This window comes from Natrinema sp. CBA1119, from assembly GCF_002572525.1.
Classification (GTDB): Archaea; Halobacteriota; Halobacteria; order Halobacteriales; family Natrialbaceae; genus Natrinema.
In genome coordinates, this window is the sequence record NZ_PDBS01000001.1 from 330,609 (window position 1) to 346,229 (window position 15,621).

12 protein-coding genes and 1 other RNA gene are annotated in these 15,621 nt (G+C 64.0%); 5 read left to right on the forward strand and 8 right to left on the reverse strand.

Annotated elements, in window-relative coordinates; all coding sequences use genetic code 11:
• Nucleotides 1–115: 115 nt before the first annotated feature.
• Genes CP556_RS01585 through CP556_RS01590 form a run of 3 tightly spaced genes read right to left on the reverse strand, consistent with a single transcriptional unit; the run spans nt 116 to nt 6,100 of the window.
• Entirely contained in the window at nt 116–2,689 is a 2,574-nt protein-coding gene (locus CP556_RS01585) for a vWA domain-containing protein (protein ID WP_176548092.1), read from the reverse strand.
• Nucleotides 2,682–3,569 carry a COG1361 family protein gene (locus tag CP556_RS25730; RefSeq protein ID WP_176548093.1) on the reverse strand — a complete coding sequence of 296 codons (888 nt, stop codon included), beginning with the start codon at nt 3,567–3,569 and terminating at the stop codon, nt 2,682–2,684. The genes CP556_RS01585 and CP556_RS25730 overlap by 8 nt, the downstream gene beginning before the upstream one ends.
• A complete protein-coding gene (locus CP556_RS01590; RefSeq protein ID WP_141551618.1) occupies nt 3,566–6,100 on the reverse strand; it encodes a PKD domain-containing protein in 2,535 nt (844 codons plus the stop codon). The genes CP556_RS25730 and CP556_RS01590 overlap by 4 nt, the downstream gene beginning before the upstream one ends.
• Nucleotides 6,101–6,280: 180 nt before the next feature.
• Between CP556_RS01590 and ffs the strand changes: the two genes are divergently transcribed.
• An RNA gene (ffs, locus tag CP556_RS01595) (signal recognition particle sRNA) lies at nt 6,281–6,592 on the forward strand.
• A 373-nt stretch (nt 6,593–6,965) separates the two neighbouring features.
• Nucleotides 6,966–7,778 carry a LolA family protein gene (locus CP556_RS01600; RefSeq protein ID WP_098724024.1) on the forward strand — a complete coding sequence of 271 codons (813 nt, stop codon included), beginning with the start codon at nt 6,966–6,968 and terminating at the stop codon, nt 7,776–7,778.
• A gap of 44 nt (nt 7,779–7,822) precedes the next feature.
• Here the strand turns inward: CP556_RS01600 and CP556_RS01605 are convergent, their stop codons facing one another.
• From CP556_RS01605 to CP556_RS01615, 3 genes are all read right to left on the reverse strand, one after another.
• Entirely contained in the window at nt 7,823–8,749 is a 927-nt protein-coding gene (locus CP556_RS01605) for a mechanosensitive ion channel family protein (RefSeq protein ID WP_098724025.1), read from the reverse strand.
• The gene (locus tag CP556_RS01610) at nt 8,746–8,994 is read right to left on the reverse strand and encodes a YhbY family RNA-binding protein (protein ID WP_098724026.1); all 249 of its coding nucleotides are present in this window, start codon (nt 8,992–8,994) and stop codon (nt 8,746–8,748) included. Before CP556_RS01610 ends, CP556_RS01605 begins: the two co-directional genes overlap by 4 nt.
• Nucleotides 8,995–9,124: 130 nt before the next feature.
• Nucleotides 9,125–9,421 (reverse strand): ribonuclease P protein component 4, encoded by a 297-nt coding sequence (locus CP556_RS01615; protein WP_098724027.1) that lies wholly within the window; start codon nt 9,419–9,421, stop codon nt 9,125–9,127.
• Between the two features lie 211 nt (nt 9,422–9,632).
• Between CP556_RS01615 and CP556_RS01620 the strand changes: the two genes are divergently transcribed.
• From CP556_RS01620 to CP556_RS01630, 3 genes are all read left to right on the forward strand, one after another.
• Nucleotides 9,633–11,426 (forward strand): ABC transporter substrate-binding protein, encoded by a 1,794-nt coding sequence (locus tag CP556_RS01620; protein WP_098724028.1) that lies wholly within the window; start codon nt 9,633–9,635, stop codon nt 11,424–11,426.
• A 5-nt stretch (nt 11,427–11,431) separates the two neighbouring features.
• Nucleotides 11,432–12,304 (forward strand): phosphatase PAP2 family protein, encoded by an 873-nt coding sequence (locus tag CP556_RS01625; RefSeq protein ID WP_098724029.1) that lies wholly within the window; start codon nt 11,432–11,434, stop codon nt 12,302–12,304.
• A 140-nt stretch (nt 12,305–12,444) separates the two neighbouring features.
• Nucleotides 12,445–14,223: an ABC transporter substrate-binding protein gene (locus tag CP556_RS01630; RefSeq protein ID WP_098724030.1), complete on the forward strand. Its 1,779-nt coding sequence runs from the start codon at nt 12,445–12,447 to the stop codon at nt 14,221–14,223.
• A gap of 90 nt (nt 14,224–14,313) precedes the next feature.
• Here the strand turns inward: CP556_RS01630 and CP556_RS01635 are convergent, their stop codons facing one another.
• Both CP556_RS01635 and CP556_RS01640 read right to left on the reverse strand, forming a co-directional pair.
• Nucleotides 14,314–14,718 (reverse strand): hypothetical protein, encoded by a 405-nt coding sequence (locus CP556_RS01635; RefSeq protein WP_098724031.1) that lies wholly within the window; start codon nt 14,716–14,718, stop codon nt 14,314–14,316.
• A gap of 73 nt (nt 14,719–14,791) precedes the next feature.
• Entirely contained in the window at nt 14,792–15,550 is a 759-nt protein-coding gene (locus CP556_RS01640; RefSeq protein WP_098724032.1) for a DUF2797 domain-containing protein, read from the reverse strand.
• Between the last annotated feature and the right edge of the window lie 71 nt (nt 15,551–15,621).

Genomic DNA, 15,621 nt, shown 5'->3' on the forward strand with positions numbered 1-15,621 from the left:
CCGACACAGCTGTCGGGGGACGAGAAGTGGTCCGTTCCGCGGCAGTGAACGAAATCGATACTACGAACGCCACGTTCGACCGTGAAACGGCCTCGAGACGATTGGCAACCGCGAATTACTCTCGCTCGGCGTCTCCGACCTCGATCCCGGTCTCGGCGTCAGTTCCGGTCTCAGTATCGGCTTCGGCGTCAGTTCCGGCCTCGATATCGGCCTCGGCGTCAGTTCCGGCCTCGATATCGGCCTCGGCGTCAGTTCCGGTCTCGGTACTGGTCTCAGCGTGAGTCCCGGCCTCGGCATCCCTCCCGGTATCGGTCTCAGCGCCGATTTCGGCGGTAGTTCCAGCTCCGTCGTCTCCGCCGAGCCAGTAGCGCTTGGCCAGGATCGCCCCGACGGCGGCGATCCCGACGAACGGCGCGTACTGCTCGAGTCGCTCGAGCAGGCCGGTCGACGACGTATCACTCGATAGCGGCTCGCGTTCGCGGTACGGTCGGATGGGGTCGACCACCTCGTCGACCTGCAGTCGGCGGGTGAAGTCCCGCTGCAGATCGGCCACCTCGCCGCCGGTGATGGCGGCCGAAAACGTGTACTCGCCCGTCGATTCCGGATGGAAATACCCCGTGTAGATCCCGTCGTTACCGACCGGATCGGGACCGCCGCGGTCGTCGCGGAGGGCGATCTCCGCGGTCTCGTCGCCGTTGGTTGCGGTCAGCGTCACGTCACCGCCGGTGTACCGTCGTTCTCCGTTCGTGGCCTTCAACTCGACGCGGAACATCCCCGTCTGCTCGTAGTGGAAATCGTTGATGAACAGGTCGGCGTCGATCGGCGAGTCCGCACTGACCTCGGTCGTCGCCACCTCAGGCCGGGAGAGCTGTTCGCCGGTCATGGTGAACGACCAGTCGCCGGTTTCGGGCTCCTCGACGGTCCAGATCTCGCTCGTCTCTCCGACGCGGTGAACGACGCCGTCGCCCTCGGAGAGCGGTTCACCAGCGGGCGTCTCGGGCTGCAACGTAATCTCGCTCCCGGGATACGAGAGGGAGAACTGCACCTCGTCACAGCTGCCGTCGACAGTGGCGCTGCCCGAAGCCGTGTCGCCCTCCGTGAGTTCCGCCCGCTCGGAAGTGATCTGAGAGCGATTCTGGACGGAAATCGAGAACTGCTGGAACACCTGCCGAATCTCTCCCGGTTCCGGTCTGAACGCGGACTGGCCGCCGGTTTCGTCTGCGAGCCGCTCGAGGAGCGTCTCCCCCGCCGACGATCCCATCCCGATCGTGTAAATCGTCACGCCGAGTGACTTCAGCTCCGGCAGGATCGAATCCGGCGACGGCGGCTCGTTGTGTTCCCCGTCCGAGAGCAAGATTATCGATTTCGGCCCGGTCGTGCCCCGAAGCAGATCGAGGGCTTCTCGCAGCCCCGCGCCGATCGACGTCCCCCCGCTTGGAGAGAGACGGTCGATATCGTCTTTCATGACGCCCCGAGCGTCCTCGTCGAGTGACTCGAGTGACGAGGTCGTCGTTGCCCGATAATCGAAATCGACGATGCCGAGTTTGTTGCCGTTCTCGACGAAGTTGACGAGCGATCGGGCGCTTTGCTTGGCCACCGCTATTCGGGAGTCTCCCGAGACGGTGTCCCGCTGGTCCATACTTCCCGACGTGTCCAGTACCGCGACGGTGTTGGGAAACTCGGGTTCCTCGGAATCGCCGCTGTCTCCGCTTTCGGCTTCCCACTGTCCCGGGCGCGTCTCCCCGACGACGATCCGCTGTCCCGTCGTCCGCATCGACGCCGTATCGATGCCACCGCTCTCGTAATCAGTGGATTCGACCTGTCCCTCGTGAGTGACGATCGAGCCGCCCGCCGGCCGCGGGAACTCGGTCTCGTAGGAATACTCGAGGTCGGCGAGGCCGGTTGTCAGCTGGGGTTGCGTTCGGATCTGGGTCCCGAGAAACGAGGCACGGTCGCCGCTCGAGGTACTCGCCGAGATCGTGGTTCGCTGGCCACGGTCGACCAGGCTGGTGACGGTGAGATAGACGCCGCTCGCGCCGAACTCAACCGTACTGTCGTCTCTCCCCGCGTATTCGACCGTCCCGGTCACGTCGACCACCGTTCCGGGCTGAACGGACTCCGTCGCGGGGACGACGCCCCAGACGTAGGGGACGGATCCGTACCGATCGAAGAAGCGCTGATCCGCGTCCGCGGTTCCCGCGAGACGTACCAGCTGATACTCGTCGTAGAACGACGACTCGAGCGAAACGTCGCCGCCGCTCACCCACGCCATCGGCTCGAACAGCGGGCTGAGTATGCGATCTCCCTCCCACTCGAACTCGTCCCACTCGAGATTGGCGGAGACGGCGGTTCGTTCCTCGTTCGAGGCCACCGTGTTGAGGACGACCCCCTGAAACTGAACGTCGGTTCCGATGACCGGATGATTGGCCGTATCGAACTCGATGAACAACTGCGCGAGTTCGCCGACGGGAATCGCCTCGTCGAATCTGACCTCGTCGGCGTTCTCGATTGTGTCGGTGGTTCCGACGTTGACGGCGCTTCCGCCACCGTCCCCGCCCCCGCCGTCATCGTCATTCTGTGCCGCCGTGCGTCCGGTCGCGAGTACACCGGCGGCGGCCGTCGTCGAAACGAATCGCCGTCGGGAAACGCTACGTCTGTCGCTGTCGCCGTCTCGTGTGAAATTAGTCATCCGTCCCCGTATTCGTGTCCGTCTCCGCGTCCGATTCGCTCTCTTTCGAGAGGTACCTGTACAGCGCTCCACCGCCTCCCAGCGCGCCGAGACCCGCACCGCCGACGAGGGGCAGTAGTCCGCTGTTGCCGTCATCACCCCGTCCGTCACCCGGTGAGTCCGTCGTGCTATCCGTATCGCCCGATTCGAGGACGACGACGGTCACCGATTCCGTGCTGGCCACCGAACCGTCCGCGGCGAGCTCGATCGAAAGGGTGTACTCGCCAGCCGTCCGTCCGGTTATCGAAACTTCGACCGGACGGTCGCTACCGGCCTGTATTCGTCCGATCGTCTGTGGTCCGTGCTCGACCGTGAGCCCGTCTCCCGAACTGCCGGTTACCGTTACGGATGCGGTGGATTCGTCACCGACGTTCGCCGCCACCACGTCCAGCGTCGCCGTCTCGCCGACGGACAGTCGGCGCGGCCCCTCGACGTCGATAATCACTGGCTGGGGCGGCAGCGTCACCGACTCGACGGTCGATTCGGCAGCGGTTCGCCGCTCGACCGTCGTCGATTCGGCATCCTCGAGTTCGTCGATGCGTGACCTGAGTGTCGACTCCTCGAAGTTCGCCGGCGCGGAGAGATAGACGGCCGCTTGCAACAGGAACTGCGACCGCCGCAGGTCGAGCGTCGCTGCCGACTCCGCGAAGGCCGTCAGCGTCTCCTCGTCGTCCGCGCGACCGCTGGCTGCCAGCGACTGGACGTAGACGCGCGAGTTCTCTCGCTCGGTCCCGGCGAACGCCTCGGCGATCTCGTTCAGCGTCTCGGCTGCCGACTCGTACTCCTCGGTATCGATCCGCGATTCGAATCGCTCGAGAAGCGCGGGTATCTCGTCGCTCATCGTTTGGTTTGTGGTGCTCCCTCGACGATTCCGTCGACCGTCTCGTAGTGAACGTTCGCGACATCCTGCATCGTTTTCACGCCGTAGCCGGCACCGAGCAGGTCGTATACCGCCGAGACGATGTCCCCGACGAGCGAACCGATCGCCCACAGGATCTCGAGAATCGTCTCGACCGCATCGCCCTCCATGAGCGCCGCGTACGCGTCGGCGAGGTTTTCGAAGAGACCGAACTCGTCGAGCGTGTCCTGGATCGCCTGAAGACCCGCGTGGGCGGTCCGAAGCTCGTCGGTGACAGTCATTACGCCGTCGTTGAGCGCGGTCCGCGCACCTGTGAGTGAGCCGCGGAGTCCCTCTCGACCGAGCCTGTCCGGATCGAGCCGCGTGTATGCGAGTGCGAGTCCGTCGTCCAGTCTGTTGTCGTAGTCGTCGTCGATTTTGTCGCCGTCCGTCTCGATGGTGTATTCGATCGGCCGCCGCAACGTGTCGGCAACCGTCGATTGAAACGCCGAGATTTGCTCGTCGATGTACTCACCGAGTGCAAGCTTCGCGATCTCGCCGCTGGTCTCTTCGACGAGTTTGTCGACAGCTCCCTTCGCGATCTCGTCGGACGACTCCTTCAGTGCGGTACTCGCTTCGCCGCTCAGATCCGCGGCGTAGTCCGCGAGTTTCGCGATCGCGTCGTCGAGCTTTCCCACCAGATCGTCGACGTATCCCGAGAGGTAGGGAAGCTTGTCAGCGATATACGTGCCGAGTTTTCCGCCGGCGATACCCACGCCAATCATCGCGAGGTCGACGAGTAAGGAGAGCACGAGTTCGGCCGTATGTCCAGCGAGATCGTACTCCTCAACCGACTGTTCGTACGACTCCGAGCCGAGTCCGCTGAGCACATCCACCGTGAACGTCTCGGCCAGTACCAACCGCTGGGTCGCTCCTTCCGCAGTCTCGAGCGGAAGCCGATCGGTTCTCACCCGATCGTTGAGTCGCGACACCGCCGACGCGACCGTCGCTTCGTGGTCGATATCGGTCACTGTCACGTCGTCGATCTCGCGAGCGTGCTCCCGCAGGGCGCTCGTTCGCGCGACCCGTACGTCGAGAGTCTTCGTCGTCTCCGTCGTCCCACCGTCGTCCGTCCGGAGACGGAGCGTCACGGGTACCTCCCCGACTTGCTCGTAGGCGTGTGTCGCCGACTCGCCGACTTCCTCGAACTCGCCGTCGCCGTCGGTATCCCACTCGTAGGTCGCGATGGTCCCGTTCGCCGCACTCGAGCCCGTCCCCTCGTACTTCGTTTCCAGGCTCGTCTCGGGCGGCGTCGGCGTGACCGAGAAATCCGCGGTCGGTTCCCCGGTATTCGATTCACCCGCCAGTTTCACCAGCCGCGCGCTCCCGGTTCCACCCTGCTCGAGCGCTCCGACCACGAGCGGATCGTCACCGCCAACGACGGCGTTCGCGTAGTCGACGGCGTTCGTTTCGTACGTGGTCTGCCAGACGACCTTGCCGTCGGCGAGGAGCTTCACGACCCACGTCGACTGCTGGCCGCGACCGGTCGAGGCGGTCGAACCAACGGCGAGATACCCCTCTCCGTGCCGGACCAGCGACGTGAATCGGTCGTCGTCGCGTCCGCCGACCCGCTTTCGCCACGTCTCCGTGCCGCTGGAATCGATCTCGACGATCAGGCCGTCCGTCCCGCCGCTCCCCGCGGATTTCGTCCCGCCCGCGAACACGTAGCCGTCGTCGTGAGCCGGCACGACGGCGCGGGCGTAATCGTCCGCGCTCCCGCCGTAGACCTGATTCCACTGCGCGGTTCCGTCGCCGTCGGTTGCGAGCACCCACGCGTCGCGGCCACCGCTTCCAGCGGAGTCGGTTTCGCCGACGAGCAGATACCCCCCGTCGTCCGTCCGGACGTGGTCGAACGCCCAGTCGTCCCCGGTCCCGCCGTAGACCTCGTTCCAGTCGCCGTCTCCGCTCTCGTCGACCCGCATGAGCCAGGCGTCGACGCCGCCGCTCCCCGCCGATTTCGTCCCGCCCGCGAACACGTAGCCGCCGGGTTCGGAGAGCACTGACGAGGCGCGGTCGTCCCCCGTGCCGCCGTAGGGCCGCTGCCACTGTTCGGTGCCGTCGGCCGCGAGCTTCACCAGCCAGGCGTCGAGTTGGCCGTTCCCTCGAGAGGCGGTCTGGCCAGCCAAGAGGGAGCCGCTGTCGGCTGGCGTCGCCGCCGAAATCCAGTCGTGTGCGCCGCCGCCGAACGTCTTCTGCCACGTTTCGCGCCCGCTCCCGTCGGTTTTGAGCACCCACGCGTCACGACCGCCGCTGCCACTCGTCGTCTGGCCGGCGAACAGGTAGCCGTCACCCGAGCCGTCCACTGCCGTTATCGCGATATCGTCGCCGCCTCGATCGAACGTTTGGGACCACTCGATACCAGGAGTCTGCCACTGCATCCCCGAGGTACCTCGAGCGAGTCCCGCCGAGTACGGTAACGCACTCCCGACTATCGTTCCCCCACCTGTCGTTTTGATGAACTTCCGCCGATTCATATCCGAAGCTGACAGTCACGTATCTATACTACTCGTAATTGATCGTTTCGGCTAGCGCAGAGATGACGGACCGTGTCTCGGGTGAGTATGGAGCTTGTTCGGCCGCTCTCTTTCCATCCGATTTCACACGGCCGGCTGCGGGAAAGACGAAAGACCCTTACGTCTCACCCGACTATACTGAGATGGACTAGGTCGGGCAGTTTGGCCCTGCTCGTTACCCGCGCTATGGTCATTAGCGGGGACCGAACACCGCGGGCGTCCGGTCAGACCGACCGGGGCCTCGGGAGCCAACAGAGAAGCCTCGTCCGTCGGGGACAGCGGTCTACGATGGCCGTCCGCAGGGACGCCCCATCGTGGTTAGTCGGCGACAGCCCATCAGGCGCGGAAGCGAGCAGTGGACCGCCGGACACCTGTCGCTCGACGGGTTGCGGGGTGGAGAAGGCAACCGAGATTCCCCCGGTCGGAACGCCGGGCAATCGGGGTTGTCCGCATTCATACCGACCTTTTACGCTGCGTGAGCAGCGGCGCTGCGCGCCGTGCTCACTCGGTAAAAGGTCGATCAAAAGCACTTCTCCTTCCTCTCTGCTCGCTTCGCTCGCTTCGAGTCAGTCGTCGGCCCGCTCGCTCAGCCTATCTCACGGCCTTCGGCCGTTCGCCTGTTCGCGGCGCGTAGCGCCGCGCACGGCTTCGCTCGCGGCCGGTACCGGGTTACCGCCTGCCTTTCCCCGGGTCGCGCGGCTCTCACTATTGTTCGAGCCGCACTCCCGGCCACTGACTGTGTGCTTCAACTCGAGTCACGAAGCAGCCCGCTATCTGGACACAGTAACAGAAACACTTACGGTAACTCTTCTAGCTGTGTAAACTAATGACGACTCGTCGATCCGCAGCCGTTCTCGGAGTCATTGTCGTGGGCGTTCTCCTCAGTGGCTGCGTCGCATTCGACGCTCCCTCGAGCGGTCCCGACGATCCTGGCAGTTCCGACGACCCCGATCCGAAAGCGGTGTTCGAGGGCGCGTTCGTTCACGCCGACAATCTCGAGGACGTGCAGGGGAACCGGACAACCAAGGTGACCAACGGGTCAGTGACTGTTACCGAGGTCGAACGCGTCCAGAAACGGCCGTACGTCGACGAGCGGACCGAGGTGCTCGAGGCATCGGACTCCGCCGCGATCGGGAACATCTACGTCTCGAACGCGACGATGAACTGGTTCTACTTCCCCGATTCGGGAGTGGCTCAGTACTTCGAGCCGGACGAGCCGTTCGACGATGACGCGGTCCGATCGGACCGGGCCGATATGGCCGCGGAGAAGGTCGAGAAGTACGATCTCGAGTATCAGGGGACGGAGCGGATCGCGGGCCGGGAGGCACACGTTCTCGACGTCGACGCGAAAAACGAGACCGTTGAACGAGGAATTTCGGCGATCGTCGGCGACACCGAGTACGTCTACGCCCTCGAGACCAGCGACCCGAAAGACGAACTGCAGGCCGTCGAACAGACGCTGTGGATCGACACGGAGTACGACTACCCGCTCAAGGAGCGAGTCGTGTTCGAGGAGCCAAACGGCGAGCGCATCGTCATGACCGAGCGGTTCGAGACGGTCGCGTTCAATACCGGCCTCGAGGACGAGACGTTCGCGTTCGAGCCGCCGGAAAACGTGACCGTTCAGGATATCTCATAGGTCGATCAGCGGAGAACGGACGGAACGATGGAGGCTTTTTGCCGCTACTCTGCGGGTTGCACGACGCTCTGGCCGCTCTCGAGGTCGAGGCCACCCTCGAGCGTGCGGACGGGGTAGGGAATGTCGATCCCCTCCTCGTCGAAGCGACGTTTAACCGCGGTGACGTACTCCCCGCGGGTTCGAACGAAGTCGGCACGAGACGGGTTCGAGATCCAGATCCGCGACTGGAGGCCGACGTCGGAGTCGCCCAGTTCCGTCAGGCGGACGGAGGGTTCGGGGTCGTCCATGATGTCGGGGTGGCGTTCGGCCTCGTCGACGATGATCTCGGTCGCCTGCTCGATGTCGTCGTCGTAGCCGATGCCGAAGACGAACTTCAGCCGGAGCTTGTTAGCTTCGACGGGGTTTTTGAGTACGCCCTCGGTGAGCGCCGAGTTGGGGACCGTAAGCAGTTCGTTATCGAACGTCCGGACGCGGGTCACGCGGAGGCTGATATCCTCGACGATGCCCGAGTAGGTGCCGTCCTCCCACTCGATCCAGTCGCCGATGCGGAACGGCTTGTCCGTGTAGATGAACACGCCGGCGACGAAGTTCGAGATCACGTTCTGCATCGCGAGTCCGATGGCGAGCGCACCAGCCGCCGCGATGCCGGCCATCGAGACGAGGAAGTTGCCGAAGCCGGCGAAGCCGAAGGCGACAGCGAACGCGAGGAATCCGACTCCGAACCGGGTGAGCAACAACAGCGGGTTCTGGGCGTGTTCGTCCAGTTCGCGCCTGTCGAGGGCTCGCCTGACCAGCGGGACGAGCACCAACCGACCGATCACCCAGATCACCGCGAGCGCGATGGCGAATCGAATCGCTCCCTCGGCCATCCCGGCCTGTGTCGCGTTGAGTCCAGCGTCCTCGAGCGCGTTTCCGATCACGCCGAGATCTCCAGTTCCGTTCTGTAGCGGATGCGCGGGACTACCGCTCATCGATGCAACACTGCGGTGTGCCCGCGCGTGTCGATGAGGTCCGCGTGGACGTGGTCGGCGAGGTCGGCCGCTTTCTCCTCGGTCGAACTGCCGGCGCGGGCGGCCCGCAAGAATTTTACCTTCACGAGGTCCCTGTCGTCCAGTTGGTCGTCGAGTTCGTCGACGACAGCATCGATGCCGCTCTTGCCGACCCAGACGGTCACGTCGAGGTCGTGTGCGCGGCGCTTGAGTTCCTGTTGATCCATACCCGTGAAAGGAAGAGGAGCGGTTTCAATCTTCTCGATTCGGCACGGACGGGCAGCGGAGTGACTGCGTCGTGATTCGGCCGTCGTTCGGTCGCGGCAGTCATAGGTCGTAGCAGTCACAGGTCGCGGTTCAGTCTGCGTCGGAGACGCAGTCCTCGTACGGATATCTCGCGTGCGCACCGCAGTCACAGGTGATGACGACGTGACCGTCCTGTAACCTGACGCGAGCGTTGGCTCCCGGCCGGAGATACGCGTCACACCGATCACACGTGAATCGGCGAAACGCGAGGGGCAGCGTGAGGCGGTTTCGCTCCGCGACTCGCCGCGCGAGGCGGACGTAGTAGCGAGCTCGATCGGCGTCGCCGTCCGCTGCCGCCGCTCGAGCGAGGTCGTGAAGCCGCTCGATTCGTTCCGCGGCGACATCCATACCTGACGTTTCGTCGGTCGACCTATTGATGTTGCGCTCCGAAACCGGCGTCAGATCGCGGACAGCTATCCAGTTGATCGGTAACTTATCACACGACTCGCGTCCAAGGCGGATCTGCTCTCGAGTAGAAAGATTCTTTACAGTGACACGTCTTCAATCATAGTACGCAATATTGTTATATATCACATGATAGGAGGTGCTACATAACGCTATGAATTGGAACCCCACCCTCCCCGACGACGGTCTCAGCAGGCGGTCGTTTCTGGCGGCCGGCGCAACGGGGGCTGCAATCACGACGAGCGGCTGTATGAACAGCGTGCGAAGCGTGGTCGGTCAGGCCGGCGACGATCAGCTATCGCTCTCTATTGCAACGGTCCCGGCGGAAGGCGACAAGCAGAGCATCCAGATCGCTCGCCGTCTCGAGAGCAACCTCAAGAAGGCCGGCATGGCGGTCACACTGGACGTCCGCTCGCAATCGGAGATGCTCAAAGCGGTCCTGATCGATCACGACTTCGATATCTACGTCGGCCTCCACCCAGCCGATTACGATCCGGACTTCCTCTACGAAACGCTCCACTCGACGTACGCGAGCGAAGCCGGCTGGCAGAACCCCTTCGGACTCACCAATATGGCGTTCGACACGCTACTGGAACGTCAGCGCCACTCCGAGGGCGACGAGCGGAAGCGAGACGTCCATTCGGTCCTGAAAGCGCTGGCACAGGCGAAACCGTTTGACCCCATCTGTATGCCCGACGAGTATCGCCTCGCCAGAGCGGGTCGGTTCGAGGGCTGGAACGAGGCCGATCTCACGACCCGCCACGGCTACCTCGGTCTCGAGCCGGCGGACGGCGTCGATCAGATCCACGCGCTCAGAACCGACGCTCGCGCGACGAGCAACCTCAATCCGCTTTCGGCGACAATGCGTGAGCGAAACACGACTATCGACCTGCTCTTCGATTCGCTGGGGACGGTCAACAACGGCGAGATAGAGCCGTGGCTGGCCACGTCCTGGGACTGGACGGAACCGGATGACAGCGAGCAGGCGTCGACGCTGACCGCGACGGTCACCCTCCGCGAAGACTGTCAGTTCCACGACGGCGAGCCACTGACCGCCGAGGATGTCGCCTTTACCTATCGGTTCCTCGAAGACACGTCGCTCGGACGAGCGCCCTCGTCGCCGGCACCGCGGTATCAGGGGCACGTCGACGGTATCAATGAGATCTCCGTCGACGATGACGCCGTCGATGGCGAGTACGAACTGTTGTTCTCGTTCGAGGGCGGGCGGGAGGCCGCAAAGCGGGCGTTTACCGTCCCGATCCTGCCAAAACACTACTGGCACGATCTGGTAGACGGACGGGCTGCCGACGGCGATTTTACCGCACCGCAAGGCCGGTGGATCGCCGTCACGGGGGACCACATCCCGCCGGTCGGAAGCGGCCCGTTCCAGTTCGACAGTCGAACCCAAGACGAGCAACTTCGCCTCACTAGATACGAGGACCACTTTACGCTCCGTGAGGACGTCAATCTCCCCGGGCCGACCGTCGACGAACTCCGATTCGATATCGCCCCCAGCAGCTCGTCTGCGATCAGGCAGGTCGCCGACGGGAATGCGGACGTGACGGCCTCGATGCTCTCCGCATACACGTTGGACGCGATTCCCGACTCCCCGGACGTCGAACAGTTGAAATCCACCTCGAGAACCTTCTACCATATCGGATTCAACGTCCGCAACGCACCCTTCAGCAACACGCACTTCCGACGCGCGGTTTCGCAACTGATCGACAAGGAAGCGATCGTCGAGGACGTGTTCTACGGACACGCGACCCCCGTCGCAACGCCGGTCACCGACGAATGGATTCCCGAGAGCCTCGAGTGGAACGGCGAAGCCCCCGTACTGCGGTTCCTCGGGTCGGACGGAGAACTCAACGTCGAAGCGGCGAAAGCGACGTTCGAGAGCGCCGGGTTCCGGTACGATGATAACGGTCGGTTGCTTGGAGGCTACTAGGTGCGATGCTTGCCGAGGTGCTGACTCAGGTCGCCGTTGTAATCGCGATTCTAGTGCCGGTGTCGATCATCGTCTTCATCGGCCGTGAGCGCCTCGCTCGAACGCGCTCGGAGTGGCGAACTCGGCTCAAGACGACTGCCCCGGTGATCGCTGTGTTGATCGTCGTCTTACTGATCAACCGGGTCGCCCGACAGGTCGCACCGAAGCTATCGCGGCAGATCGGGATCCGCCTGACATCGGCGTTTTACAACATCGAAGGGGAGTTTATCCTGGTCTTTCAGGCGATTCAGACCCCGGAGACGTCGGCGTACTTCTCATCGATCTACGTCTACGGCTACACGTTCCTGCTGATCTTCCCGGTGATCGCCTACTTTACCCTCTCCGATACCCGGGCCTTCCGCCGCCTGTTGGCGGCCTACGCGCTCAACTACGCGATCGGTCTCATCCTGTATATCTTCGTGATCGCGTACGGCCCCCGGAACCTGATGCCCGCCGAGCTCATGGAGCGGATGTTGTACGATACGAACCCGGAGTACCAGTATCTCACCCGCGAGGTCAACACCAGCACGAACGTCTTCCCGTCGCTTCACACCTCGCTTTCGGCGACCGTGGCGGCGTTCGCGTGGCAAACGCGGTCCGAGTTTCCGAAGTGGCTCCCCGTCGCGGTCGTGCTGGCGGCGAGCGTCGCGATTTCGACGATGTATCTCGGAATTCACTGGGGAATCGACGTCACTGCGGGATTACTGCTCGCTGCCCTCTGTGTCGCCCTCTCGCATCGGCTCGTCGGCCGCTGGTCGCTCGAGGAACTAACTGAGAAATACGGCGACCGGCTCCCCTGGCTGCAGGAGCGACTCCCCTCGAGTCAGGAACAGGATTGAACGCGGCGGGCACGGTCCGACTGCGTCGATGGGGTTCCCACAGCCGATACGCTCGAGTCGAGTGCCGTCACCGACGACTCATATCCACGGGGAACATAATACTGTTATAGCGCGGCGGGTAACGATGAGAGACGACCATAATGAACGGACGACGTGGCGTCCCGAAACGCAGTAGTCGCGACACTGACGGCACATCCATCAGCCGTCGAGCCGCACTCGCTGCGACCGCCGGTCTGACGGTCTCGACCAGCGGCTGTCTGCAACGCCTCCGGAATCTCGTAACTCGAGACAACATCGACCAGCTCTCGCTAACGATCGTCACCCTCCCCGCCGAAAGCGATCGGGCATGCATCAGGATCGCGAACGAACTGGAACAGGCGTTCACAGCCGCCGGAATCGACGTCTCCTTGGACGTCCGATCGGGCATCGACTTCCACCGGACGGTGCTGTACAACCACGACTTTGACATCTGCATTAGTCGCCACCCCGGCGGAACCGATCCCGACTACCTCTATCAGGCGTTGTACTCGCGCTATGCCGACGAATCGGGCTGGCAGAACCCATTCGGCTACACCAACCTGGCCGTCGACGACCTCCTCGAGAAGCAACGCCGCGCCGAGGGTGATGAACGACGCGACGCTGTCACGAGCGCGCTCGAGGCAATCGCGGTCGAACAGCCGTTCGTTCCGATCTGCGTTCCCGAGGAACATCGGTCCGTCAGAACGGATCGGTTCACCGGCTGGAGCGAAAACCACCTCGCGACCCGTCGCGGCTATCTCGGTCTCGAGCCGTCGGCGGGCGTCGAGACGCTTCGCGCCACCCACACGGATGCAAGACCGACGGAAAACCTCAATCCGCTCGCGGTCGACTATCGCGGTCGCGGAACGATTACCGAGTTGCTCTACGACTCGCTGGCGACGGACGATCCCACTGGCGCCGTCCACCCGTGGCTCGCAAAATCGTGGGAGTGGGACGGGGCGACGATCGATATCCGACTGCGAGATGGGTGTGAGTTTCACGACGGCACGTCGATAACCGCCAGCGACATCGAATTCACGTACGAGTTTCTCAAAGACATGTCCCTCGGTGACGGGGATATCGACTCTCCAGCACCCCGCTTTCGCGGCCAGGTCGAATCCGTCGAGACGGTCGACGCTCGGCGCCGCAATCGCGTCGAGATTACGGTCGGGACGAATCGAGCGGTCGGCGAACGCGCCCTTCTCGTTCCGATACTCCCCGAACACGTCTGGCGCGACCGGGCAGCCGATGCCAGGGGCCCAGGCGCTGTCAGCATCGCTCAGGGGACCACGAGGGCGGTCGTCACGAACAATATGGAGCCGGTCGGAAGCGGCCCGTTCCGACTCGTGGACCGAACCGAAGGCGAACAGCTCACGTTCGAGCGGTTCGATTCCCACTTCACGCTCGACCGCCGCGTCGATCTACCGTCACCGACCGTCGACGAGTTCTCGGTCGGAATCGCCCCGAGCAGTAAAACGGCGGTTCAGGCCGTCGAGAACGACGACGCCGACGTCACGCTGTCGGCACTCGAGACGAACCTCATCGACGGCGTCAGCAGATCCGACAGTGGCCGGTTGGTCGAGTCGCCGTCGTGGACGTTCTACTTCCTCGGCTTCAACGCGCGGAACGCACCGTTCAGCAATCCGCGGTTCCGGCGCGTCCTCGCACAGTTGGTCGACAAGGAGTGGATAGTGGAAGAGGTGTTCCACGGAAACGCTCGACCCGTGGCAACGCCGGTCATCGACGAGTGGGTTCCCGAAAGCCTCGAGTGGGACGGGAACGACCCCGAAACGCCGTTTCTGGGGACCGACGGGGAAGTGAACGCCAACGCGGTACAACTGGCGTTCGAAGACGCTGGCTTCCGATACGACGAGCAGGACCGACTCCGCGTCAGACAGTAATCGCGTCGTGTTCCCGTCAGTGAGCGCGGCGGACGCGCTTCTCGCGTCACTCATCTGCCGAAGAAGCGTCGAAAACGAGACAGTGCGGCGTTATCGATCCTCGAGCGCGTCGGCGATGCGCTTGAGTGCGCGCGTCTGATCGCGCAGTTCGTCGCGCATCTGTCGGACCTCACGCACGAGTTCTTCGTTGCTCTCGTCCTGTCCACCGGCACCGGGACCGCCGGGACCTGCGCCCGGACCGCCCGGGCCGGCACCGGGGCCGCCACCGCCGCCCATCATGCCGCCCATCATTTGGGCGAACGGATTGCCGCCGCCCATACCGCCGGGGCCGCCCGGACCGCCACCGCCGCCGAACGGGTTCTCGGGAGCCTCTCCCTCGCCGTCGCCCTCTTCGGCGCGCTTTTCGCGGATCTCCTCGACTCGCTCGCGGAATGATTTCTCCTCGCTATTCTCGCCTGCGTCTTCTCCGTCGGGAGATTCGTTTTCGTCCGTCATACCAACCGATTCTGGAGCGGCGGGGAAAAGGGTTGCCATGTCTCTGATGAGCACGCCGGCCCGACCGTGATCCCTACCCGAACGATCCCAGCGACGATTGCAGATCGCGATTCGACGGGCCCTCCGCGAGGTCGTACCCCACGAGATCGCGCATGTCCACGGCGTAAGTCGTCCCGCCGTTCGCGAGCGCGACCAACCGGCCTTTCACGCCCACGACGGTCCCCGAAGCGATCGTCTCGCGAACCGGCCGTGCCTCGAGGTCGATCCCGTAGTCGAAATCGAACCGCTCGAGGACGTCGAACTCTGCGAGGGCGGACTCCCACGCGGCCTCGTCGACGGCTGCAGCGAGCGCGGCGACTTTCGGCCCCGTTCGGACGCGGTCGACCAGTCGCTCGGCGATCTCGGCCTCGATCTCGCGGGCGATCCGGCCGTTCGAGACTGTGTGGACGTGGGCCGCGCGGTCGGCCCCCTGCTCGCGCAGTCGGGTCTCGAGCCGCCGGCGTTTGGTGACGCCGACCTTGAACGTGTCGGGGGCGAAGGCCGCGATGTAGACCGCGTGCGCCTCGTAACAGTCCATTTCGTCTTTCAGGCAGGTGCCGGTACAGCGGGCACAGACCCACGTGCTCGTGTGGTACTCGCAGTAGGGGGCCGACGGCCGATCACAGGCGACGTGCGCACCGTCTTCGTCGATGGTGCCGGCACAGTGGCGCTCTCCGAGCGAGTACGCGAGGTCATTGCCGGCCTCGAGCGGTCGGTGATCGACCTCCCCGGCGGCGTCGCTCACCAGCAGCGACGAGCCGTTCCCGCTCGAGCGGTAGCCGACCAGTTGCACGGGTTCGGGTTGGGACCGGGCGTAAATAGGCGTAGCGCTCCGCGGCGGGAGCGTTGCGCTCGGTTCTCGTC

Bases quoted from the DNA above. Each gene is read 5' to 3' on its own strand.
- CP556_RS01585 (WP_176548092.1), bottom strand. From the start codon at position 2,689: ATGACTAATTTCACACGAGACGGCGACAGCGACAGACGTAGCGTTTCC.
- CP556_RS25730 (WP_176548093.1), bottom strand. From the start codon at position 3,569: ATGAGCGACGAGATACCCGCGCTTCTCGAGCGATTCGAATCGCGGATC.
- CP556_RS01590 (WP_141551618.1), bottom strand. From the start codon at position 6,100: ATGAATCGGCGGAAGTTCATCAAAACGACAGGTGGGGGAACGATAGTC.
- CP556_RS01600 (WP_098724024.1), top strand. From the start codon at position 6,966: ATGACGACTCGTCGATCCGCAGCCGTTCTCGGAGTCATTGTCGTGGGC.
- CP556_RS01605 (WP_098724025.1), bottom strand. From the start codon at position 8,749: ATGAGCGGTAGTCCCGCGCATCCGCTACAGAACGGAACTGGAGATCTC.
- CP556_RS01610 (WP_098724026.1), bottom strand. From the start codon at position 8,994: ATGGATCAACAGGAACTCAAGCGCCGCGCACACGACCTCGACGTGACC.
- CP556_RS01615 (WP_098724027.1), bottom strand. From the start codon at position 9,421: ATGGATGTCGCCGCGGAACGAATCGAGCGGCTTCACGACCTCGCTCGA.
- CP556_RS01620 (WP_098724028.1), top strand. From the start codon at position 9,633: ATGAATTGGAACCCCACCCTCCCCGACGACGGTCTCAGCAGGCGGTCG.
- CP556_RS01625 (WP_098724029.1), top strand. From the start codon at position 11,432: ATGCTTGCCGAGGTGCTGACTCAGGTCGCCGTTGTAATCGCGATTCTA.
- CP556_RS01630 (WP_098724030.1), top strand. From the start codon at position 12,445: ATGAACGGACGACGTGGCGTCCCGAAACGCAGTAGTCGCGACACTGAC.
- CP556_RS01635 (WP_098724031.1), bottom strand. From the start codon at position 14,718: ATGACGGACGAAAACGAATCTCCCGACGGAGAAGACGCAGGCGAGAAT.